The 21,244-nt window shown below is 66.9% G+C and carries 18 protein-coding genes; 9 read left to right on the forward strand and 9 right to left on the reverse strand.

Features of this window, described 5'->3' with window-relative positions:
• The 4 genes from WCJ52_RS00680 to lptF all read right to left on the reverse strand — a co-directional run.
• Positions 1 to 1,087: peptidylprolyl isomerase (locus WCJ52_RS00680; protein ID WP_336901359.1), on the reverse strand; the 1,087-nt coding region annotated here is incomplete at its 3' end.
• 56 nt (positions 1,088 to 1,143) lie between these two features.
• Positions 1,144 to 3,411: an LPS assembly protein LptD gene (gene lptD / locus WCJ52_RS00685; RefSeq protein ID WP_336901360.1), complete on the reverse strand. Its 2,268-nt coding sequence runs from the start codon at positions 3,409 to 3,411 to the stop codon at positions 1,144 to 1,146.
• Positions 3,412 to 3,463: 52 nt separating this feature from the next.
• Positions 3,464 to 4,567: an LptF/LptG family permease gene (locus WCJ52_RS00690; RefSeq protein ID WP_336901361.1), complete on the reverse strand. Its 1,104-nt coding sequence runs from the start codon at positions 4,565 to 4,567 to the stop codon at positions 3,464 to 3,466.
• Positions 4,567 to 5,700 carry an LPS export ABC transporter permease LptF gene (gene lptF, locus WCJ52_RS00695; protein WP_336901362.1) on the reverse strand — a complete coding sequence of 378 codons (1,134 nt, stop codon included), beginning with the start codon at positions 5,698 to 5,700 and terminating at the stop codon, positions 4,567 to 4,569. Before lptF ends, WCJ52_RS00690 begins: the two co-directional genes overlap by 1 nt.
• Before the next feature lie 137 nt (positions 5,701 to 5,837).
• Between lptF and WCJ52_RS00700 the strand changes: the two genes are divergently transcribed.
• From WCJ52_RS00700 to WCJ52_RS00710, 3 genes are read left to right on the forward strand one after another with little or no spacing between them, the layout of a single operon-like run.
• Positions 5,838 to 7,292 carry a leucyl aminopeptidase gene (locus WCJ52_RS00700; protein ID WP_336901363.1) on the forward strand — a complete coding sequence of 485 codons (1,455 nt, stop codon included), beginning with the start codon at positions 5,838 to 5,840 and terminating at the stop codon, positions 7,290 to 7,292.
• Positions 7,289 to 7,738, forward strand: a complete 450-nt coding sequence (locus tag WCJ52_RS00705; protein WP_336901364.1) for a DNA polymerase III subunit chi — start codon at positions 7,289 to 7,291, stop codon at positions 7,736 to 7,738. Before WCJ52_RS00700 ends, WCJ52_RS00705 begins: the two co-directional genes overlap by 4 nt.
• Positions 7,735 to 8,052, forward strand: a complete 318-nt coding sequence (locus tag WCJ52_RS00710) for an I78 family peptidase inhibitor (RefSeq protein WP_336901365.1) — start codon at positions 7,735 to 7,737, stop codon at positions 8,050 to 8,052. The genes WCJ52_RS00705 and WCJ52_RS00710 overlap by 4 nt, the downstream gene beginning before the upstream one ends.
• Here WCJ52_RS00710 and WCJ52_RS00715 read toward each other — a convergent pair.
• Positions 8,049 to 9,950, reverse strand: coding sequence for an ABC-F family ATP-binding cassette domain-containing protein (locus WCJ52_RS00715; RefSeq protein WP_336901366.1), 1,902 nt, complete (start codon positions 9,948 to 9,950; stop codon positions 8,049 to 8,051). The two genes, WCJ52_RS00710 and WCJ52_RS00715, sit on opposite strands and share 4 nt — an antisense overlap.
• A gap of 141 nt (positions 9,951 to 10,091) precedes the next feature.
• On the opposite strand from WCJ52_RS00715, the gene ndk reads away from it, so the two are divergent.
• From ndk to WCJ52_RS00735, 4 genes are all read left to right on the forward strand, one after another.
• Complete coding sequence (ndk, locus tag WCJ52_RS00720) at positions 10,092 to 10,511, forward strand: nucleoside-diphosphate kinase (protein ID WP_336901367.1); 420 nt, start codon at positions 10,092 to 10,094, stop codon at positions 10,509 to 10,511.
• 196 nt (positions 10,512 to 10,707) lie between these two features.
• A complete protein-coding gene (locus WCJ52_RS00725; RefSeq protein WP_336901368.1) occupies positions 10,708 to 11,865 on the forward strand; it encodes an acyl-CoA dehydrogenase family protein in 1,158 nt (385 codons plus the stop codon).
• A 15-nt stretch (positions 11,866 to 11,880) separates the two neighbouring features.
• Positions 11,881 to 13,104 (forward strand): CoA transferase, encoded by a 1,224-nt coding sequence (locus WCJ52_RS00730; protein WP_336901369.1) that lies wholly within the window; start codon positions 11,881 to 11,883, stop codon positions 13,102 to 13,104.
• Complete coding sequence (locus WCJ52_RS00735) at positions 13,101 to 13,886, forward strand: enoyl-CoA hydratase-related protein (protein ID WP_336901370.1); 786 nt, start codon at positions 13,101 to 13,103, stop codon at positions 13,884 to 13,886. Before WCJ52_RS00730 ends, WCJ52_RS00735 begins: the two co-directional genes overlap by 4 nt.
• Before the next feature lie 2 nt (positions 13,887 to 13,888).
• Here WCJ52_RS00735 and purM read toward each other — a convergent pair whose 3' ends face one another.
• Positions 13,889 to 14,914 carry a phosphoribosylformylglycinamidine cyclo-ligase gene (gene purM, locus WCJ52_RS00740; RefSeq protein ID WP_336901371.1) on the reverse strand — a complete coding sequence of 342 codons (1,026 nt, stop codon included), beginning with the start codon at positions 14,912 to 14,914 and terminating at the stop codon, positions 13,889 to 13,891.
• Positions 14,915 to 14,983: 69 nt separating this feature from the next.
• Here purM and rnd point away from each other — a divergent pair, with 69 nt between their 5' ends.
• Together rnd and WCJ52_RS00750 are read left to right on the forward strand one after the other, a co-directional pair.
• On the forward strand, positions 14,984 to 16,162 hold the full coding sequence (rnd, locus tag WCJ52_RS00745) for a ribonuclease D (protein WP_336901372.1): 1,179 nt from the start codon (positions 14,984 to 14,986) through the stop codon (positions 16,160 to 16,162).
• A complete protein-coding gene (locus WCJ52_RS00750) occupies positions 16,159 to 16,542 on the forward strand; it encodes a YccF domain-containing protein (RefSeq protein WP_336901373.1) in 384 nt (127 codons plus the stop codon). Before rnd ends, WCJ52_RS00750 begins: the two co-directional genes overlap by 4 nt.
• Positions 16,543 to 16,545: 3 nt before the next feature.
• Here WCJ52_RS00750 and WCJ52_RS00755 read toward each other — a convergent pair whose 3' ends face one another.
• The 3 genes from WCJ52_RS00755 to WCJ52_RS00765 are packed head-to-tail and all read right to left on the reverse strand — an operon-like array spanning position 16,546 to position 21,238.
• Positions 16,546 to 17,535: an NAD(P)-dependent oxidoreductase gene (locus WCJ52_RS00755; protein ID WP_336901374.1), complete on the reverse strand. Its 990-nt coding sequence runs from the start codon at positions 17,533 to 17,535 to the stop codon at positions 16,546 to 16,548.
• 6 nt (positions 17,536 to 17,541) lie between these two features.
• Positions 17,542 to 19,059, reverse strand: a complete 1,518-nt coding sequence (locus tag WCJ52_RS00760) for a Ppx/GppA phosphatase family protein (protein ID WP_336901375.1) — start codon at positions 19,057 to 19,059, stop codon at positions 17,542 to 17,544.
• Positions 19,040 to 21,238, reverse strand: coding sequence for an RNA degradosome polyphosphate kinase (locus WCJ52_RS00765; RefSeq protein ID WP_336901376.1), 2,199 nt, complete (start codon positions 21,236 to 21,238; stop codon positions 19,040 to 19,042). The genes WCJ52_RS00760 and WCJ52_RS00765 overlap by 20 nt, the downstream gene beginning before the upstream one ends.
• Positions 21,239 to 21,244 lie beyond the last annotated feature (6 nt).

The raw sequence follows: 21,244 nt of genomic DNA on the forward strand, positions 1-21,244 counted from the left end.
CGACCTTGCCAGCCTCGGCCTCGACCGTTTCGCAGCCCTTCAGTCGGGAGCGCACATCATTGAGCTTCGCAGCCGCTGCGCGGACGTCGGGTTCGGCGGCCCCCTTGGGAAGCGATATCGCCGCCTGCTTGAGGGAGACCGTGGCCGCCGAGGTTCCAGCCCTGCGGTCGCGTAGGAAGACGATGTAGACCCCGTCCCGGACGGGAATGGGCCTGGAGAGCTGGCCTGGCCGCATCTGCTCCAGGGCGGCGTCGACCTCCGGAGGCATCTCGCCGGACGCGATCCAGCCCACGTCCCCACCCGTAGCGGCTGAGGGCGATGCTGAGAACTGGCGTGCGACGGCCGGGAAGGGTGCACCCTGCTGGATCTGGGAAACAAGCTGGGTGGCACCGTTCATGGCCACTTCCATGCCGCCCACCCGTCCGGCGTCGAGGAACACCTCGGCGATCTGGTACTGGGGCCGCGAGGCCGAGGCGGAAATCCGCTCCATCTCCGCCTTGATCTGGTCTTCACCGATCCGCAGCCGGGAGCCGTAACGGCCGCGCACCCAGCGCTGCCAGCCCGACTGCGCCCGCACCTGTTCACGCAGGGTGTCGATGCCGATCCCCTGGGCCGCGAGTGAATTGGTAAATTGTTTCAGGTTCGCGTTGTTATCCTTGGCCATTTCAGTGAGCTGTTCATCCACTTCCTCATCGGTCGGGATGATGGAGATCTTCTGCTCCTTCTCGACCCGGCGAAGCTCCTGGATCTGCAGGTGCTCATCGACGAGGCCGCTCAGGGCCTCTCGCTGGAACTGTGGCAGGTTCTGCTGGGTGGGCTGGATACCGGAGGTCGCGATCAACAGGCGCATCCGCTGGGCCAGGTCGAATGTCGAGATGATCTCGTCATTCACCACCGCCGCGACGGTTTCGGATAGGCCCACCGGTGCGGCCTGGAGGGGGGCCGCGGCTGGTGGTTTCGCCAGGGCATTGGCCTGCCCGACGGCGGGACCCGTGAAGGCGACGAGCCCGAGGCAGGCAGCGGCGAGGGCTTGGCACCCCTTCTTCGCGGCGCGGTTCATCACCGAAACATCATCCTTCAAGTGCATGATCTTGTCCGGTTGGCTTCTGACACGGCTGTGAACTTCACTCCAGAGGCGAGACACTAGCGGGTTCCAAGGGGGCCACCCAATGTGGCGAGGGTGAGGCGAATGTTGACCGAGGTTGACGACCCGAGCCGTCCAACCTGGATGTCTTCCTGGCGGTAGATGATGTCGAGTCGGGTGCAGCCGTCGCGGTAGACGACGCCAATGTCCCGGATCACCCAGGCGCTGGCCGCGATGTCCCGGTTTCCATAGAGGGTGACGCCCCAGTTGTCGTTGAGGAAGGCCTCGCCGCCAATATCTGCATTTTCCCGGTGACCCGACCCCGATGCAGCCTCTTCCTTGAGATAACGGAAGTACCCCGAGCCGCGCTTAAGTTGAAAATTGGCCCCGGCTTCCGCACGCCGGACGCTCAGGCCGTCGGCGTCCAGGCGGGTCCGCGCGAACAGGCTGACCCCGGCCATGGGTTCAGCCTCCACGGCGACAATCCAGTCGGAGGCCTTCCTCGCCAGCCCCGAAGTCGTGGAAAACACCTCGGAGTCCTGCGACCTGAAACTGCGGCCAAGGACGAAGTTGGCGCGCCGGCCATCGTCCCAGAGAATTATGGCCCGCCCGGCCAGGGACAGGCGCAGGCCGTCCTGGGTCAGGTCATAACCTGGGAAGCGGTTGAGGCGGAACAGGTTGGTATCGTCGAATACGACGGTGACCGAGTCCTCGTTGAGGTAGACCGGCGACCCAGAGGCAGTCTTTCCGACCACGATTCCAGTGCCGCCCGCCGCAGCCACCGCCTGGGCTGCGGGCTCAAGGATGACCAGGGCGCTCGACGTCCGCCGATACATCGGAAGGGAAACCTCTGCACCCACTGAGGCCAGGGCCCTTCCCTGTGTCGACGATCGACCGGCGACGCCTTCCAGGTCGCCGAGGCTGTAGCCATCCATCCGCATGTTGCCGAACACCGAGGCCCGCAGGCCGTTGAGGAGTGTATCCGTCCGCCTCCAGTCGCCCTCCAGTGTCACCCTGCGGCTATCGAGCCCGGGGGTTCCTCCTGGCGCGCCCGGGGCCGCGTCGCGGGTCAGGGCGACGCCGGAGGCACGGACCCTGAGGCGCCCGCCCGCCAGGTTTCCAACGGGCTCGAACCGGCCTTCGACGAAGGGACCAACCTGGGGAAAGGTGCGGTCGTCATCCTCGGGGCGGAGCCCCTGGATGCTGAAGGCACCGGCCGAGAACCAGGACTTCGCGGTCTGCCGGGTGGCGTAAACCTGGGAGATCAGACGCCGGTCATCCGGGACAAAGGGACCGCGGGCTTCGTAGGCGCCGCCGATGTCGTACTTCTCGAACAGGAGGTCGTCAGAGGTGCGCTCGGCGCTGAAGCCCCATTTCCACTCCGGCGTCAGGGCGAAGGCCCCCGAGGCGAGGATGTAGCTGCGCAGGGTCGGATCGCCAAAGGCGTCTCCCTGGCCATCGAAGTCCCGGTCGTAGGTGAAGCCGCCACGGACATCCACGGCTCCAGACCGGAACCTCTGCCGGTAGTGGCCGTTCAGGAAGGGGCTTACCTTGCTGTTGATCTGGGGGGAAAGGGTCAGGTCCGCTGAGGGATTAAAGACGAAGAGATAGGGTTGCTCATAGGACAGCCCCCGTCGGCTGGAAGTCTTCAGGGCCGGCTGCAGGAAGCCCGACCGGCGCTCGGCCTGGGGGTCCGGGTGCCAGAAGACAGGCAGCCACATTACCGGGACGCCCCGCACCCGGATAACTGCATTTCGGTATCCGACGACTTGTTTCTCGCGATCCTGGACGATCTGGTCCGCCTGGATCGACCAGGTTGGCTTGATCTCCCCTCCGTCCTTCGCGCAGATCTCGCAGGGGGTATAGATCGCTCGGTTCAACTCGTTGAGCGTCTCACTCCGGCGAACAGCGCTGGCCGCCGCAAACTTGATCTGCCCTTCGTTGCGGACGGCGAAGCCCTTGGCCGCTCCGACCGACAGCGACTGGTCGAGGACAATCTCGTCGGCGAACTGCGCGGTCCGGTCGGGGTTGAGGATGCGCACGGACCCCTTGGCGCGGATCAGCCGGTCCGCAGGCTCGAAGACCACCTCGTCGGCTGTGAGGGTGCGACCCTGGTATCGCGCCTGGACCTTCCCCGTTGCAACTGTACGTCCGGTCTCGGAGTCCCGCGTAACGGTGTCGGCCTCGAGATAGAGCTGGTCTGGCGACAGCCCGTCTTCTGCTGGAGCAGGGGGCGCAGGCCCGGCCATGGCGGCGCCCGCACTGCCGAGCAGGACGGCCGCGAAAAGTGCGAATCCGCAAAGAGCCCTGAGCTCCGTGACCTTCATTAACGCCTCATAACGAAGCGCCGCCTGTGACTTCCCGCCAGACGCGACCACTTCAACCATCTTCCGTGTAACAGAGCACGGCGAGGCCGGACAGAAGGGCGACAAGGGGTGGGGCCCAGGCGCCCAGAAGCGGTGGGATAATGTCTGCGGACGCCAGGGCGCCGGTCATCTGGTTGAAAAAGAACACCAGAAAGCCGACGGCGGCACCAGCACCCGCCGCCAGGGCCAGTCCGCCCTGGCGGGCCAACCGCAGCGACGCAGCGGCAGCCAGTATGGACATGGCCGCGAAGAGTACTGGGGTGGCAATCAGCTGGTGGAGCCGCAGGCGGAAGCCACGGGAGCTGAAACCGGCGAGCTCCGTCTGTCGGATGGCACCCGGAAGGCCCCAGAAGGGCACCGACTCCGGGGAGGCAAAGCGGTCGAGCGCGCTTGCAGAAGTTAGGGTCGAGCGGATCGACAGGCTATCGGATCGCACGGTGCTCTGCCCTGCCGACGCTTCGCGGACGTCGCTCAGTCTCCAGAAGCCCGCCTGGAGGACCGCTTGTGCCGCCTCGATGCGGCGGCGGAACTGCAGCCGACCGGAGCCGTCCTTCTGGTAAACGAACAGCGATACGGCCTGCAGCCTTATGGCGTCGCCCTGCATGTCCCTGGACTTTGCGTGGATCACCACGAGATCACGGTTGTCACCTTGGCGGAGCCAGACCTCCTTGGGAGCTTCAGCCTGGTAGTTTTGCAGGATGCGCGCGCGCTCGACTTCGAAGCGGGCGGAAAGCCCGGCTGCGAGGGGATTGAGCATCATCACCACCACAAGTCCCGCAAAGACGGCGAAGGCGGCGGAGGGCGCGATGAAGCGCCAGGCTGAAACGCCCGCTGCCCGCATGGCCGTGAGTTCGCTCGAACGGTTCAGGCCGACGTAGGCGGCAATGCCGCCAAAGAGAAAGACAAAGGGCGAGAGAAGCAGGACGAGGCCTGGGGACCGAAGGAGGGTGAGCCAGAGGATGTCCGAGACCTCGGCATCCGCCCGAACGCCTACAGATCTCGACAATTCTTCAAATTGTATCAGAAGGATGACAGCGAAAATTACAGCGATGGACACCCCTACGGCCCGGAGCGTCCGGCGGAGGATGTAGATTTCGAGGACGCCGGGGCCAGACATCAGGCTGCAACCCCTGCGGAGGCCAGGCGTCGGCCCCGGGCACCGGACCCTTGACGGGCCTGGCGGAATACCACCCGGAGCGCCCACGCCATGCAGCCCAGAGGAATCAGATACTGAAGGATATTTATCCAGACGTCTGATTCAGCAGCTGAAACTGCAATAAATCCAAGAATTCGCGTGACCGCTGCGATCCCGCCCGCCAGGGCAATCCGTCGGCCATAACCAAGCCGGGAGAAGGCGCCGCCAAGGATGGCCCACACGGCGAGCGCCATGAATGTGAGAACGTAGAGCGGTGTTGCGAGCCGGGCATTGCCCTCGGCGTAGAGCTTCTTCACGTTCCGCGTCTCCCAGTCCTGGGTGAGATCCGGGAACAGGAGTTCGTGCAGATAGCGATCAGACGGCTTGAAGTGAACCCGCTCTTCAGTTCTGATGAATGTATTCAGTTCAAATGGATAGTCGTCAAACGTAAGGTAGTTCAGGACACCTTCCGGGGAGAGTTCCTGGGTCGATCCCCGGAAAAGACGCAAGATTGGCGCGCCGTCCTTCATGACCAATCGGCCCGTGTCCGCAGTGTAGGTCGTCGCGCCACCATCATCCTTGGAGCGATGGATGAAGAGATTGCGGATCTCTCCATTCCGGTCGACGGACTGGGCGTAAACCGTAAGGCCCGGGGCGGGCTGGGAGAATTCACCCTCCCGGATCAGGGAAGACACGAGGTTGGTACGGACCTCGAAGAGCACCTCGCGCATGGCCCTGTGGGCGGTTGGCTGAACCCACAGGTTGATCATCAGCGACGCGAGGGTCAGGACCGCCGCCAGCCGGAAGGCCGGGGAGATCACGCGCCAACGGCTCATGCCCCCCGCAAAGCACACAGCCAGTTCCTGGTCTGTCTGGAGGCGGTTCAGGGTCACCAGTGCAGCGACGAACACGCTGACCGGCAGAACCATGTTGATCAGCTGCGGCATGGCCAGGGCCGTCGCCTTCAGGAATACGAGGGCATTCTGACCGCCGCTGACGATCAGGTCGAGCTGGGTCAGGGACGTCGACAGCAGGGCAAGCGCAGCCGCGGCGGCCACCGACCAAAGGGTGGGGCCGACAAGCTGGCGAAGGAGATAACGGTCGATCAGGCGCATCAAGAATTATCGATCCCAGCCGGCGATTTGCCGCGCCTGCAAGTCTGGGCTGTTCTAATCATGAGCCGTACCGCGTGCGCAACCGCAGAGCACTCCGCCCCCCCCCAGGGCGGTAAGACCACAGGACCCGAGGACCCATGCAGATTGAATTCGTATCGCCCGACGCCGCGTCGGCTTCCCGCAGCCTCCTGGCTATCGTCGTTCCCGAGGGCGAGGCCGGCGGCGTGAATGGCGGCGCCTTCGCCGGTGCCGTCGCCCAGAGCCGGTTTACCGGGGCCCGGGGCCAGGTTCTTGAGGTCGCCAGCGTTTTGGGCCGGACCCTGCTTGTGGGCGGCGGCAAGGCCTCCGAATTCGATGATCTGGCGGCGGAACAGACGGCTGCCGCCGCCTACGCTGCCGCCAAGCTCTCGGGAGCCGAAGTGCTCCGCCTCTCACCGGCGGTAGACACGGGGGCCTTCGCAGCCCGCGCTGCCCTGGGCCTTCGCCTGGGCGCCTATCGTTTCGACAAATACCGGACCCGGGAAACCGCCGATAAAAAGCCTTCGATCGTTCGCGCCGAGATCGTGACGGACCATGCCGCCGCTGCCGCCGAAGCCATGCCGTCCCTGTCGGCCCTGGCGAACGCCGTCGTCTTCGCCCGCGACCTCGTCTCCGAGCCTGCCAACATCCTTTATCCCGCCGAGTTTGCCCGGCGAGTAAAGGCCCTTGAGGCCCTCGGCCTGACAGTTGAGATCCTGGGCGAGGAGGAGATGCGTCAACTGGGCATGGGGTCCCTGCTCGGTGTGGGCCAGGGAAGCGTGCGCGAAAGCCAGCTGGCCATCATCCGCTGGAACGGTGCCGCCGATCCCGCCGCCCAGCCCGTGGCCTTCGTGGGCAAGGGTGTCTGCTTCGATACCGGGGGCATCAGCATCAAGCCTGCCGACGGCATGGAAGACATGAAGTGGGATATGGGCGGCGCTGCCGCCGTCGCTGGTGTGATGCACGTGCTGGCGGGCCGCAAGGCCAGGGTCAATGCGGTGGGCATACTCGGCCTGGTCGAGAACATGCCCGATGGTAACGCCCAGCGTCCGGGCGACGTCGTCACCTCCATGTCTGGCCAGACCATCGAGGTCATCAACACCGACGCCGAGGGCCGTCTCGTCCTGGCCGATGCCATTTGGTACTGCCAGGACCGCTTCAAGCCGCGCTTCATGGTCGACCTGGCCACCCTGACCGGCGCCGTCATCATCTCGCTCGGCAATGATTATGGCGGCCTGTTCTCGAACAGCGACGACCTCTCCGAGAAGCTCCTCTCGGCCTCCAAGGCGGAAGAAGAGCCCCTGTGGCGCCTGCCCCTGCCCAAGGCCTATGAAAAGCAGATCGACAGCGCGATCGCCGACATGAAGAACACCGGCGGACGGCCAGCCGGGTCCATCACCGCCGCCCTCTTCATCCAGCGCTTCGTCAACGGCCTGCCCTGGGCGCACCTCGATATTGCCTCGACCGCCTGGAAAAAGCCGTCGTCTGTCCCGACGATTCCCGAAGGTGCCACGGGCTTCGGCGTCCGGCTGCTGAACCGCCTCGTCGCAGACCACTACGAAGAGTCCGCATGACGAGCTGCGAGGTCTGGTTCTATCACCTGGAGCGCCAGGGGCTCGACCAGGTCCTTCCGACCCTTCTGGAGCGGACCTTGCAGAAGGGCTGGAAGGCCCTCGTCCGGGCGCCTTCCGGGGATCGGGTTGACCACCTGGACGGCTGGCTATGGAGCTACCGGGACGACAGCTTCCTTCCCCATGCCGCGGGTGCGCAGGCGGGGCCGGCCGATCCGGTGGCGCTGGTGGCCGATGACGCCAATCCCAACCACGCCGAGGCCCTTTTCCTGGTCGACGGCGCCGAGCCGGGCGTACTCGACGGCTATGAGCGGTGCTCGGTGATCTTCGACGGCAGGGATGAGGTGGCCCTGCAGGTCGCCCGCGCCCAATGGCGGCAACTGAAGGACGCAGGGTTCAGTGCCGTCTATTGGCGCCAGAGCGAACGCGGCTGGGAGAAGGCCGCATGAGCCGCCGGCTCTTCGCCCTGGGCCTGCTGGTGGCTGTAGCGTGTATGCCAGCCTGTGCGCCAACGTCAGGGCGCGTCAAGGTTGCACCGCCCCCGATCCCGCATTCAAGGCCCGAGCCTATAGACACCTGCGGCCTCAAGGCGGTGAGCAACCTCGTGGGACAGCCGAAGTCGGCGATACCGGTGCCCGTGGTCCCTGGCCTCCGGCGGGTGACCTGCTCCACCTGCGTCCAGGCGCAGGACTACAACCCCCGCCGGCTGAACATCTATTTCGACGTCGATACAGGGATCATCCAGCGGCTGGCCTGCGGTTAGGCCTTGAGGGCCTCAAGCGCTTCGACAGCGACCAGCCAGGCCTGTTCCGCTGCATCAAGGGCGGCCTGAGCCCCCTCCCGCGCCTTGCCCAGCTCCGTCGAGCGCCGGGGATCACCGGAGAAGGTCTTCGGATCTGCGAGGGCGCAGTCGATCTCGGCAAGCCGGTTTGAGGCGCGGGTCATCGCCGCCTCCGTCGCCTCGACCTGGCGTCGGGCATTTCCGGTTGGCGCCCGCGGCTTTGCCGGGGCGCTCGGTACTGGGGCGATCGCCTGAGGTTCCGGGGTCGGCGTTTCCGCCGCCTGAGGTCGGGAATCGACGTCCCGGGCCGCCTGTCGCGCGCGCTCGATAACGCGCTTGGCATAGGCCTCGACATCGCCTTCGAAGGGCCGGACCGAACCCTCCTCGGCCAGCCAGAGCCGATCGGCGACCAGCTCCATCAGTGAGCGGTCGTGGGTGATCAGGATCACCGCCCCTTCATAGTCGTTGAGGGCGTCGAGCAGGGCGCGGCGGCTGTCGATGTCGAGGTGGTTGGTCGGCTCGTCCAGGATCAGGAGGTGGGGGGCCTCCATGGCCACCAGGTTCAGCAGCAGGCGCGCGCGCTCGCCCCCGGACAGGTTGGCAGCGGTTGTATCGACCTTGTTGACCCCCAGGCCCCACTGGGCGAGGCGACTGCGCCGGGAGGCCTCAGACGCCTCCGGAAGGCGCTGGCGCAGGATGTCCAGGGGCGTCTCGGTAGGGTCCAGGGCTTCGATCTGGTGCTGGTGGAACCAGCCGACCTTGAGGCGGCGATCCCGCCAGTACTCGCCGCCCTCGGGCGCCAGGTCGCCGGCGACGAGACGGGCAAAGGTCGACTTGCCGGCTCCATTTACCCCGAGCAGCCCGATCCGGTCGTCGAGGTCCAGTCGCAGACTGAGGCCCTTCAGGACCGGCTTGCCGGGCTCGTAACCCACAGAGGCCTGCTCCATCCTCAGGAGGGGCGGGGCGAGGGGCTTTGGTGGTGAGGGCAGCAGGAAGGGGGCTGTGTGCTCCCGGGCGGCGGCAGAGACCGGCGGCAAGCGGGCGATCATCTTCAGCCGCGACTGGGCCTGCACAGCCTTGCTGGCGGTGGCCCTGAACCGGTCGACGAAGGACTGGAGGTGGGCCCGCTGGGCGTCGACCTTCTGGCGCATGGCATCCTCGACCCGCGCCCTTTCCTCTCGCTGACGCTCGAAGTCGTCGTAGCCGCCTGGATAGAGGTCCAGCCGGGCCTCGTGCATGTGCAGGATGTGGTCTACCGACCGGTTCAGAATGTCCCGGTCGTGGCTGATGATGATGGCGGTGTTTGGATATTTCCGGAGCCGGGCCTCCAGCCAGAGGGCACCTTCGAGGTCGAGGTAGTTGGTGGGCTCGTCGAGGAGTAGCAGGTCGGGTTCCGCAAAGAGGGCGGCCGCCAGGGCCACCCGCATCCGCCAGCCGCCCGAGAACTGCGCCATGGGCCGGTCCAGGTCTGCCGGCGTGAAGCCGAGGCCCGACAGGATTTCCGCTGCCCGGGAGGGGGCCCGGTCCGCACCGATCTCGGCCAGCCGGCCGTAGATGTCGCCGATATCCTCAGGCGGGGCGGTCTCCAGGCGATCGAGAAGGGCGGCCCTTTCCTCGTCGGCCGCGAGGATGGTGTCGATCAGGCTGACCGGTGTGGCCGGATGCTCCTGGTCGACGGCCGAGAGCCGGGCGCCCTTAGGCAGGCTGATCTCGCCGTCGCCCGCTCGGGCCTGGTCGCGGATCAGGGCGAAGAGGGTCGACTTGCCCACGCCGTTCCGTCCGACCAGCCCGACCTTGGCGCCAGGGGGAATACTGGCGTTGGCCCGGTCGAGGAAACGCCGTCCCCAGGCGTCGTGGGTGAGATCGCGGATCAGAAGCATGACGGCGCGCTCTCTAACAGAGCCTTGCGCCCGCGTCCCCGTCCTTACCGCATGGTGTTGGCGAGCGGCGAGGCTGCGGCTATAAGCCCGCACCAAATCGGCCCCCACGGGCCGAACCTTCCAGATTGGAAACAGGCCCTCATGACCCAACACACCTTCTCGATCATCAAGCCGGACGCCACCAAGCGGAACCTCACCGGCAAGATCAACGCCGTGATCGAGGACGCGGGCCTGCGCATCGTCGCCCAGCGCCGCATCCACATGACCGAGGCCCAGGCCAAGGGCTTTTACGAGGTCCATAAGGATCGGCCCTTCTATGGCGAGCTGGTCGAATCCATGACCTCGGCGCCGGTCGTGGTCCAGGTGCTGGAAGGCGACAATGCCGTGGCGCGCTATCGCGAAGTCATGGGCGCCACCAATCCCGAGCAGGCCGCCGAGGGCACCCTTCGCAAGCTCTTCGCCCTCAACGTTGGCGAGAACTCGGTGCATGGCTCCGACAGCCTGGAGAACGCGGCGCTCGAGATCGCCCAGTTCTTCAGCCCGGCCGACATCGTCGGCTGATCCGGCGGGGGGCGCGGCGTCGCCCCCTTTGCCTGACCTCAAGGGTGCGCTAGATCCTGTTCCGATAAGTGGGAACCGGTTATCGGATCAAAACAGGATCTAACGCTCTGGGCTTGGAGCCTGTTTTCCCCTTCAGACGTTCCGTCTGAAGGGAACAGGCTCTAGCACGGCAGCGTTCATCCGTGGGGGACGCGCCGTGTCGAACGCCGAGACCTTTCCTGAGATCCGTGAAGCGGTCCGGCGGCTGTGCGCCGGCTTCCCCGGGGAGTACTGGCGGGAAAAGGACCGCGAGCGGGCCTATCCCGGAGAGTTCGTCCGGGCCCTGACCGAGTCCGGCTTTCTTTCCGTCCTCATCCCGGAGATCTACGGCGGCTCGGGCCTCGGGCTCGGGGCGGCCATCGCCGTCCTCGAGGAGGTTCACCGCTCCGGATGCAACGGCGGCGCCAGTCACGCCCAGATGTACACCATGGGCACCCTACTCAAGCACGGGAGCGAGGCGCAGAAGCAGGCCTACCTGCCAAAGATCGCCGCGGGCGAGCTGCGCCTCCAGGCCTTTGGCGTCACCGAGCCGGGGGCCGGGACAGACACCACCCGCATCACCACCTTCGCCCGGCGCGATGGCGACCACTATGTCGTCCGCGGCCAGAAGATCTGGATCAGCCGGGCCGAGCATTCGGACCTGATGGTCCTCCTCTGCCGTACGACGACCCGGGAGGAGGCCGCCCGGCCCAGCGACGGCATGAGCGTCCTGCTGGTCGACATGCGCGAGGCGGTCGGGAACGGCCTGACCATCCGGCCGATCCGGACCATGCTGAACCACGCCACCACCGAGCTCTTCTTCGACGACCTGAGGGTGCCGGTGGCGAACCTGATCGGCACCGAGGGGCAGGGGTTCCGCTACATTCTCGACGGCATGAACGCCGAGCGCATCCTCATCGCCGCCGAGTGCATCGGAGACTCCCGCTTCTTCATCGACCGGGCCAGCGCCTATGCCCGGGAGCGTGAGGTCTTCGGCCGTCCCATCGGCCAGAACCAGGGCGTCCAGTTCCCGATCGCCCGGGCCCATATCCAGACCAGCGCCGCCGACCTCATGGTCCGGCACGCCGCCGATCTTTTCGATGATGGCCAGCCCTGCGGGACCGAGGCCAACATGGCCAAGATGCTGGCCTCTGAGGCCTCCTGGTTCGCCGCGGACACCTGCGTTCAGGTCCACGGCGGCTTCGGCTTTGCCGAGGAGTACGACATCGAGCGCAAGTTCCGGGAAACCCGCCTCTACCAGGTGGCCCCGATCTCCACCAACCTCATCCTCAGCCATGTGGGCAACCACGTGCTGGGTATGCCCAAGAGCTTTTGATGCCAGGAGCTTCACATGTATGACCTCCTGAAGGGCTTGCGCGTGGTCGAGGGCTCGGCCTTCGTCGCCGGGCCGACCTGCGGCCTCTACCTCGCCCAGCTCGGCGCTGAGGTGATCCGCTTCGACAATATCGGTGGCGGCCCGGACTTCCGCCGCTGGCCCCTCAGCCAAGGCGGCGACAGTTTTTACTGGGAGGGGCTGAACAAGTCGAAGAAGTCCATCGCCATCGACCTGTCCCGGCCCGAGGGGCGACGCCTGGCCCAGGAACTGGCGGCCGCGCCAGGGGACGACGGCGGGGCCTTTGTCACCAACTTCCCGGTAGAGGGCTTCCTGTCTTACGAGGCCCTGTCGGCCCTGCGGCCTGACCTTGTCTGCGTTCGGGTCATGGGCTGGGCCGATGGCCGGCCAGGGGTCGACTACACCATCAACAGCGCCGTCGGTGTCCCGCTGTTCACAGGCCATGCTGACGATCCCAGGCCCGTGAACCACATCCTGCCCGCCTGGGACCTCCTGACCGGGGGCTATGCTGCCTTCTCCCTGGTCTCGGCCCTGATGGCGCGCAGCCGGGATGGCAAGGGCAGGGAGGTTCGCCTGCCCCTGTCCGACATCGCAGCCGCCAGCCTGGCCAACCTGGGCATGCTTGCCGAGGCGACCCTCGGCGAGGGCGACCGGCCCAGGGTCGGCAATGACATCTTCGGGGCCTTCGGCCGTGACTTTACCACCGCCGACGGCGTACGGATCATGCTGGTGGCCATCACCCCCCGCCAGTGGTCGGGTATCCAGCCCCTGCTGGACATCGTCGAGCCGGTAAAGGCCCTGGAGGCCGAGCTGGGCGTGGACTTCGCCCGGGACGAGGGGCTCCGCTTCACCCATCGCGACCGGCTGGTGCCGATCTTCGATGCCGCCATGGCCCGCCGCAAGCTTGCGGACCTGGTCCCGGCCTTCGAGCAGCTGGGCGTCTGCTGGGGCCCCTACCAGACCCTGTCCCAGGCGGCGAAGGACCCTCGGCTGTTCGCCGGCAACCCGGTCTTCTCAACCCTGACCCATCCCTCGGGGGAGACCTATCCCGCCGCCGGCTTCGCCGGGACCGTGCCCCAGGACGAACGCCAGCCGGCCCGGCCCGCCGCCCGCCTTGGCCAGCACACCGACGAGGTGCTTTCCAGCGTCCTGGGCCTTTCCGCCGCTCAGATCGGTAAGCTGCATGATGACGGCGTGGTCGCCGGACCGGAGGGAAGATGAGCGACGATACGACGATCCGGGTCCATGAGGCCGCCCCCGGCGTGGTCCAGGTGACCCTGAACCGCCCGGAGGCCGCCAATGCCCTGTCCACCGCCATGGGGCGGGACCTCCTGGACCTCTGGACCCGACTGTCCACAGACGTCTCTGTCCGCGCTGTGGTCCTGACGGGGGCGGGAAGGTTCTTCTGCGCCGGCGCTGACCTTAAGGAACGCGATGGCATGACGGACACCGCCTGGGCTGACCAGCACAGGCTGTTCGAGGACATGATCCGGGCCCAGCTGGCCTGTCCTTTTCCCGTCCTGGCGGCGGTGAATGGTGCCGCCATGGGCGGCGGGGCCGAGATGGCCCTGGCCTGTGACTTCGCCTGGGCCGGCGAGTCCGCCCGCATGGGTCTTCCCGAAGCCGGACTGGGCATCATCCCGGGATTGGGTGGGACCCAACTCCTGACCCGGGCGGTCGGCGAGCGCCGGGCCTCGGAAATGTTGATGAGCGGGCTTCCCGTCGACGCCACCGAGGCCCTGTCCATCGGACTGGTCAACGCGGTACGGCCAAACGAGACCCTGGTGGCCGATCTGGTCGCTCGGGCGGTCCTGATCGCCACCAAGGCACCCCTGTCGATCCGCGCCGTCAAGGCGGTCGTTCGGACAGGTGCCGTCCTGCCCCTGGCCGAGGCCATGGAACTGGAGTTGTCCGAGTACAATCGGCTGTTCACCACCGAGGACCGCCGCGAGGGGGTCGCTGCCTTCAACCAGAAGCGCCCGGCAGTCTTCCGCGGGGTCTGAGGTCAGACGGCGGCCAGCTCGCCGCAGACAAAGGCGTCCTCGCCCGCCTCGATGAGGCCCGCCAGCACATCGCCGGCATCCTCCGGCCGGACCGTCAGGATCAGGCCGACGCCGCAGTTAAAGGTGCGCCGCATTTCCGTGTCGCTGACACCGCCCGCGTCCTGCAGCCAGGCGAAGACCGGCGGCAGGGTCCAGGCGTTCCAGTCGAACCTCGCCGTCAGACCCTCGGCAATCACCCGGGGCGGATTCTCGATCAGTCCGCCGCCGGTGATGTGGGCACAGGCGCTGACCCGGCCCGCGCGGATCTGCGGCAGGACCTGGCGAACATAGATCCGGGTCGGGCGCATCAGGGCTGACGCCAGGGTCTCGTCGTCCGAGAAGGGAGAGGCAGCGCTCCAGTCCAGCCCGGTATGCTCGACGATCCTGCGGACCAGGGAATAGCCGTTGGAGTGTGGACCAGAGGAAGCGAGGCCGATGATCAGGTCGCCGGCGCGCTGTTCGCCGAGCCGGGGCAGGACCGCGCCCCGCTCCACGGCGCCGAGGGAGAAGCCGGCCAGGTCGTAGTCGCCCTCGGCGTACATGCCGGGCATCTCCGCCGTCTCGCCGCCCACAAGGGCGCAGCCCGCCTGGCGGCAGCCCTCGGCGATCCCTCCCACGACCCGGGCAGCCGCCTCGACGTCGAGCTTTCCTGTAGCGAAATAGTCGAGGAAGAGCAGGGGCTCGGCACCCTGGGCCAGGAGGTCGTTGACGCACATGGCCACCAGGTCGATCCCGACCGTGTCGTGTTGACCGGTCTCGATGGCGATCTTGAGCTTGGTGCCGACCCCGTCCGTGGTCGTGACCAACAGGGGGTCGCTGAAGCCGGCAGCCTTCAGGTCAAACAGGGCCCCGAATCCGCCCAGGGCGGCGTCGGCGCCAGGCCGGCGGGTGGCCCGGGCCAGGGGTTTGATGCGGTCCACCAGGGCGGCCCCGGCGTCGATGTCCACACCCGCCTGGGCGTAGGTGAGACCGTTCTGACGCTCGCTCATGAGAGGACCTTTCAATTAATGCGCCGGCGGGCTTGCAGACTCGGCCCGGCGACGGCGTATAGCTAGCTCATGACCCCCATCGCGACCACCGCCGACCTTGAGACTTTCTGCGCCAAAATCCTCGGACAGCCCTTTGTGGCGGTGGATACCGAGTTCATGCGGGAAACCACCTACTGGCCCAAGCTCTGCCTGATCCAGGCCGCCACGCCAGATGACGAGGCGGTGATTGATCCCCTGGCCCCCGGCCTCGACCTCGAGCCCTTCCTGCAGATCCTGCGCGACGAGAGCATCGTCAAGGTGTTCCACGCCGCCCGCCAGGACGTCGAGATCTTCCATAATCTCAAGGCCATGCCCCGGCCCCTGTTCGACACCCAGGTTGCCGCCATGGCGGCCGGTTACGGCGAACAGATCGCCTACGACGCCCTGGTCCGGAACATGCTCAAGATCGAGCTGGACAAGTCCAGCCGCTTCACCGACTGGGCCCGTCGCCCGCTGACCGAAAACCAGCTCACCTACGCCCAGGCGGACGTGACGCACCTGGCCGCCCTCTATCCCACCCTGCGGTCCCGCCTCGAGGACGAGGGTCGGCTGGCCTGGGTCGCCGACGACATGAAGTCGCTGTCCGAGCCTGCGCTCTACGACGTCTCGCCCGAGAACGCCTGGCGCCGGCTCAAGCCCCGCAAGCAGGCCCCGCGCTATCTCAGCGTGTACCGCGCCGTCGCCGAATGGCGAGAGAAGACAGCCCAGCTTCGAGACCAGCCGCGCGGCCGTATCCTCAAGGATGACGCCATCGACGAACTGGCCAGCCAGGCCCCCACCGACGCCGCCCAGATGGAGCGCCTCCGGTCCGTGCCCAAGGGCTTTGCCGGCTCCCGTTTCGGGCCTGAGCTTCTCGAAACCATCCGAGAGGCCCTGCGCGACCCTGAGGCCACGGCTCCGGTGATCGAGAAGACCCGCTCGCCGCACAACCCCGCGGCCGGCTCTGTGGTGGAGTTGCTCAAGGTCCTCCTCAAGGCCAGGGCTGAGGATGGCGGCGTGGCATCCAAGCTGATCGCGACGGTGTCTGACCTCGAGATGATTGCCCAGGACGACAACGCCGATACGCCGGCCCTGACCGGCTGGCGGCTGGAAGCCTTCGGGGCTGACGCCCTCCGTCTCAAGCGGGGGGAACTGGCCCTGGTCCTCGATGGCAGCCGTGTGCGCGTGGTCGAGGTGCGCCGGGCGCCAAGGTCCGTCCCCGAGGGATGAACCTCGTCCTCAACATCCTCTGGTTTGTCTTCGGGGGGTTCATCTCCGGGACCCTTTGGATGTTGGCAGGGCTTCTCTTGCTCCTGACGGTGGTCGGTGCCCCCTGGGCCTTCGCGGCCTTCCGGATCGGCCGGTTCAGCTATGCGCCCTTCGGCCGCCAGGCGGTGAAGCGGACCCCGGATGACCTGGGAACGGGCTGCATGGGCACCCTGTTGAACCTGGTCTGGCTTGTCCTCGGCGGCTGGTATCTGGCGATCCAGCACATCCTGATCGGGGTGGGGCTCTGCATGACCCTCATCGGCATTCCCTTTGGCCTGCAGCACCTGAAGCTGGCCATCATCTCCCTGGCCCCCGTGGGCACGGAGATCGTCCGGACCTGAGGTTCAGGCCAGACCCACCTCGGAACGGGCGGCCTCGTTCATCAGAGGTTCGCCGCGCACCCAGCGCTCCAGGTTGGCGATGAACTGCACATCGGCCCGGGGCTGGACCCCATCGCCGGAACCGGAGGTATGGGCGCTGACCCGGACCTGGGGATGGGTCCAGATCCAATGATCCGTGGGCAGGGGTTCGGTCTGGAAGACATCCAGGACAGCATGGGCGGGTCGCCCGGCGTCCAGGCCCCGGCGCAGGGCGTCTTCGTCCACCAATCCGCCCCGGCCGATATTGATCAGGAGGGCCCCGGGCTTCAGAGCCGAGAAGAAGGCGTCATTGCAGAGGTCGCGGGTCTCGTCTGTGAGGGCGCAAGCCAGCACCACGACGTCGGTATCCGGTAGCGCCTCCTCGATCCGTGACAGGGGAAGGGTCCTGTGGGCCAGGCCCGCATCGGTTCCCCGACGCACGACGGTCAGGTCCACGCCGAAGGCGCGGGCGCGCTGGGCGATCTGTTCGCCGATCGCGCCGTAACCCACGAGGAGCCAGCGCGTCTGGCTGACCTCCCGGTAGGGGGTCCGGCCCCACGTCTTGGCGTCCTGCAGTTCGCGCTGGGCGTCGATGGGAACAATCAGGGCCAGGGCATGGGCCAGGACGTATTCCGCAATCCCAACCCCCTGGGCGGACGACTTGGTGATCCGAACGCCCTTCTCCATGATCCGGCGGAAGATCGGCAGGTCCAGGCCAGCATTAAAGGTCTGCAGCCAGCGAACCGAAGGGCTGTCCAGCAGGACGCGAATGAGGCTGGGCAGCAGTCCGCCCTCATAGGCCTCCAGGGTTGTCCAGACGACTTCCGGGGCGAGGGTGGCAGGGTCGGCTTCGACCCCGTTGCGGAGGTACCGGCCGCCCTCTGCAACCGTCACGATGTCGAGCCGTGCGGCGATGGGGGCGATCCGGTCGCGGATACGCGCATGGGCCGCCGCGGACATGAGAACTTGGATCATTTCGGCTTATCCCATCTGGAGGCGGATCTTGAGGGCCTGGGCCAGTGTCAGGGCCCGCTTGGCAGTCTGCTCGCCCAGCAGCATGTCTTCCCATCCCGATTCCGCGGCAAGGCGCAGGCGATCGCCCTCCAGGTCCAGGGACGCATGCCGGAGCACTTCCACATTTTGTCCGGCAAGGTCGCAGCCGAGCCGGATCGCCGAACCCAGGGCCCGGGCCCGGGCGCGCCGCTCTGGGGTCAGCAGGCGGTTGATCACCTCGGGCTCAGGGGGATTCGGTGCCGAGTCGTGCCGGGAGAAGATGGCGCAGGCCAGGTAGGCGCGTTCAGGATGGGACATGCCCGCGATGGGTGCCCTCAGGGCCTTATCAAAGGCGAGGTCGGCCCTGTGGTCGGGGTGCAGCCGCGAGCCGAGATCCGCCAGCCTACAGGCCGCTGCGGTGAGGATCGGGTCGCGCAGGCCGAAGGCGGCGGGCAGGCTGTCGAAGACGGGGCGGATGAAGGCTTCCAGGACAGGACCGAGGTCCGAGACCAGGCCGCCCTGGGCCACCAGGGCCTCGCAACCGCTGACGAGAGGATCCTGCTCCCGGATTGCCGGGGGCATGGAGTCCAGCAGTAGCCCTTCGCGCAGGCCGTAGGCGGAAATCACCACCCGCTGGATCTCAAGGGCCTGGACAACCTCGGCGAGTACGACAGCCGCGTAGGGCAGGGTGTCGAAGCGCTTGCGCGACAGGCCCTGGATTCCCTCCAGGGAGGTCTTGGACTGGCGGGCGACGAAGCGGCAGAGGTCCAGGAGGTCCGTCCGCTTGATCTCGTATTGGTGGGCGATGTGAAGCGGATAGCCCTCCATCTCCATATGCAGGAGGGCAAGGTTACGCCAGGCGCCTCCGACAGCGTGGAATTCACGGGTCGACATCCGCTCCGTGTGGGGCTTGAGCGCCCTGGAGATCAAGCGGCGGACTCGGTCCTGATCCAGCGGCTGTGGGGCGCCCAGGGCCAGCGGACCGAGGGGCAGGCTCACCCCCTGGCCGACATCGTCCAGTCGCACCAGTTCCAGGCTCGATCCGCCGAGGTCCCCGGCGACGCCGGAGGCGTCGGCCTGCCCGGCGATGACGCCGAGGGCACCATATCGGGCTTCCTCCTCCCCGGAGAGTACGCGGACCGAGATACCCGTTTCGTCCTCGACGGCGCGCAGGAAGGCGCCGGCGTCCCGGGCCTCCCGGACAGCGGCGGTCGCCACCACAAAGGTCTCCCGGCTGCTCCAACCCTGCAGCAGGACGCGGAACCTTCGAAGCGCGGCCATCGCCGTCTCGACGCCCTCAGGCGAAAGCCGTCCCGTGGACTGGAGGTCGCGGCCGAGACCGGCCTGGGCCTTCTCGTTGTAGACGGTCCAGATGGCCCGCCCTTCAAGCTGGTAGACGACCAGGCGGACGGAGTTCGACCCGATGTCGATGACCGCCGCGTGCCGGATCCCGGCAGGGGGCGCCTCCGACCCTGGGGGCGGGCGGTTAACCCTGAGACGCCACATGATCAATCGCGCCGGGCAGATCCTTCACCTTGTTTCCGCGACCGGAAAGGCTTGGATTGGTCATGAAGTATTCGTGAGCCGAAAAGGCCCCGGGTAGGTCCCAGGCGGGATCCCGGCTGTACTCGCCCGATGCGTCCAGCGTCCAGCTCTGCGCCTTGTCCCGGATGCTGGCGACGAGGATCTGCTGCAGCACCTGCTGGTGGACAGTCGGGTTCTCCACCGGTGCCAGGGACTCGACGCGACGGTCGAGGTTGCGGGGCATCCAGTCGGCAGAGGAGATGAAGACCTTGGCCTGTGCCGAGGGCATCTCGGCGCCATTAGCGAAAGCGGTGATCCGGGAATGCTCCAGGAACCGGCCGACGATGGATTTCACCCGGATGTTCTCTGACAGCCCGGGCACACCTGGTCGCAGGCAGCATATGCCGCGGATGACCAACTCGATCTCAGCGCCGGACTGACTGGCCGCGTAGAGGGCGTCGATGATCTCGGGGTCCACCAAGGAGTTCAGCTTGGCCCAGATGGCTGCAGGCCGTCCTGCCCGAGCGTTGTCCGCCTCGGCGGCGATCATGCGCAGGAGGTCGGCCTTCATGGTCAGGGGCGAGAAGGACAGCTTCTCCATCCTCTGGGGGCGGGCATAACCGGTGATATAGTTGAACAGCCGGACGGAATCCCGGCCCAGGGCGGGGTCCGAGGTAAAGAGGGACAGGTCGGTGTAGATGCGCGCCGTCTGGGGATGGTAGTTCCCGGTCCCGAAGTGGCAGTAGGTGCGCAGCTGGTCGCCCTCCCGCCGCACCACCATCGAGAGCTTGGCGTGGGTCTTGTACTCCACGAAGCCGAAGACGACGTGGACGCCGGCCCGCTCGAGGTCGCGGGCCCACTTCAGGTTGGCCTCCTCGTCGAAGCGGGCCTTGAGTTCCACCAGGGCGGTGACGTTCTTGCCGGTCTCGGCGGCCTCGATCAGGGCGGCGACGATCGGGCTGTCCTGCGAGGTCCGGTAGAGGGTCTGCTTGATGGCCAGGACATGCGGGTCCCGCGCCGCCTGGCGCAGGAATTGGACCACCACATCGAAGGTCTCGAAGGGGTGATGGACCAGGATGTCCTTTTCCCGGATGGCGGCAAAGCAGTCGCCAGCGTGGTCACGGATCCGCTCGGGAAAGCGCGGCTCGAAGGCGCGGAACTTCAGTTCCGGCCGATTCGGTGGAATCAGCTGCGCAAGCTCGTCCAGGCCCAGCAGGCCGTCGATCCGTGTGATGTCCTCGCGCCGGGCGTGCAGGTTGTCGCAGATGAAGGCCTGGAGGTCGCGGGGCATGGCCGCCTCGATCTCCACCCGGACCACGGACCCCAGGCGCCGCTGCTTGAGCCGCTCCTCGAACTCCCGGACCAGGTCTTCGGCTTCTTCTTCGAACTCCACGTCGGAGTCGCGGATCAGCCGGAAGACCCCCTTGCCATCCACCCGGTATCCGGGGAACAGGCGGTCCACAAACAGGGTCACCAGGTGTTCGAGGCTGATGAAGCGTCGCTCTGCCCGGCGGCGCGGACCGGGGTGCGAGGGAAGCTCCCAGAACCGCGCCACCTGGGCCGGGATCGGGACCAGGGCGTAGAGGGTGCGCCGCTCGGCCTTCATGCGGAACTTCAGTGCCAGGCAGAAGGCGAGGTTGGGGATGAAGGGGAAAGGGTGGGCCGGATCGATCGCCAGGGGTGTCAGGATCGGGAACAGCCGGGAGAGGAAGGCCTCTTCCATGGCGACGCGGTCCTCAGCCGACAGGGTCTCCGGCGACACGAGGGACAGGCCTTGCGTGGACATCTCGGTAGCCAGGTCCCGCCACTGGGCCTGCTGGTCGTTCATCAGGTGGGCGGTCTCGGCGTTGATCTTGTCGAGCTGGTCTGTTGGAGACAGCCCATCCTGGCTGACCGTGCGCACCCCTTCCCGGACCTGGGCCTTCAGGCCCGCCACCCGGACCATGTAGAACTCGTCGAGGTTGTGGGCCGAGATCGACAAGAAACGCAGCCGTTCCAGCAGGGGGTGCCGAGGATTCCGGCTTTCGGCCAGGACCCGGCGGTTGAAGGCCAGCCAGGAGATCTCCCGATTGAAGAAGCGGTCGGGGGAGTGCATCAGCTCCGCGCTCAGCGGCGCGCTGGGCTTGCGGCCAACGGCCTCGGACTGGGCGGCGGGGTTCATGGGATT

The sequence above is a fragment of the Phenylobacterium sp. genome (assembly GCF_037138395.1).
GTDB lineage: Bacteria > Pseudomonadota > Alphaproteobacteria > Caulobacterales > Caulobacteraceae > Phenylobacterium.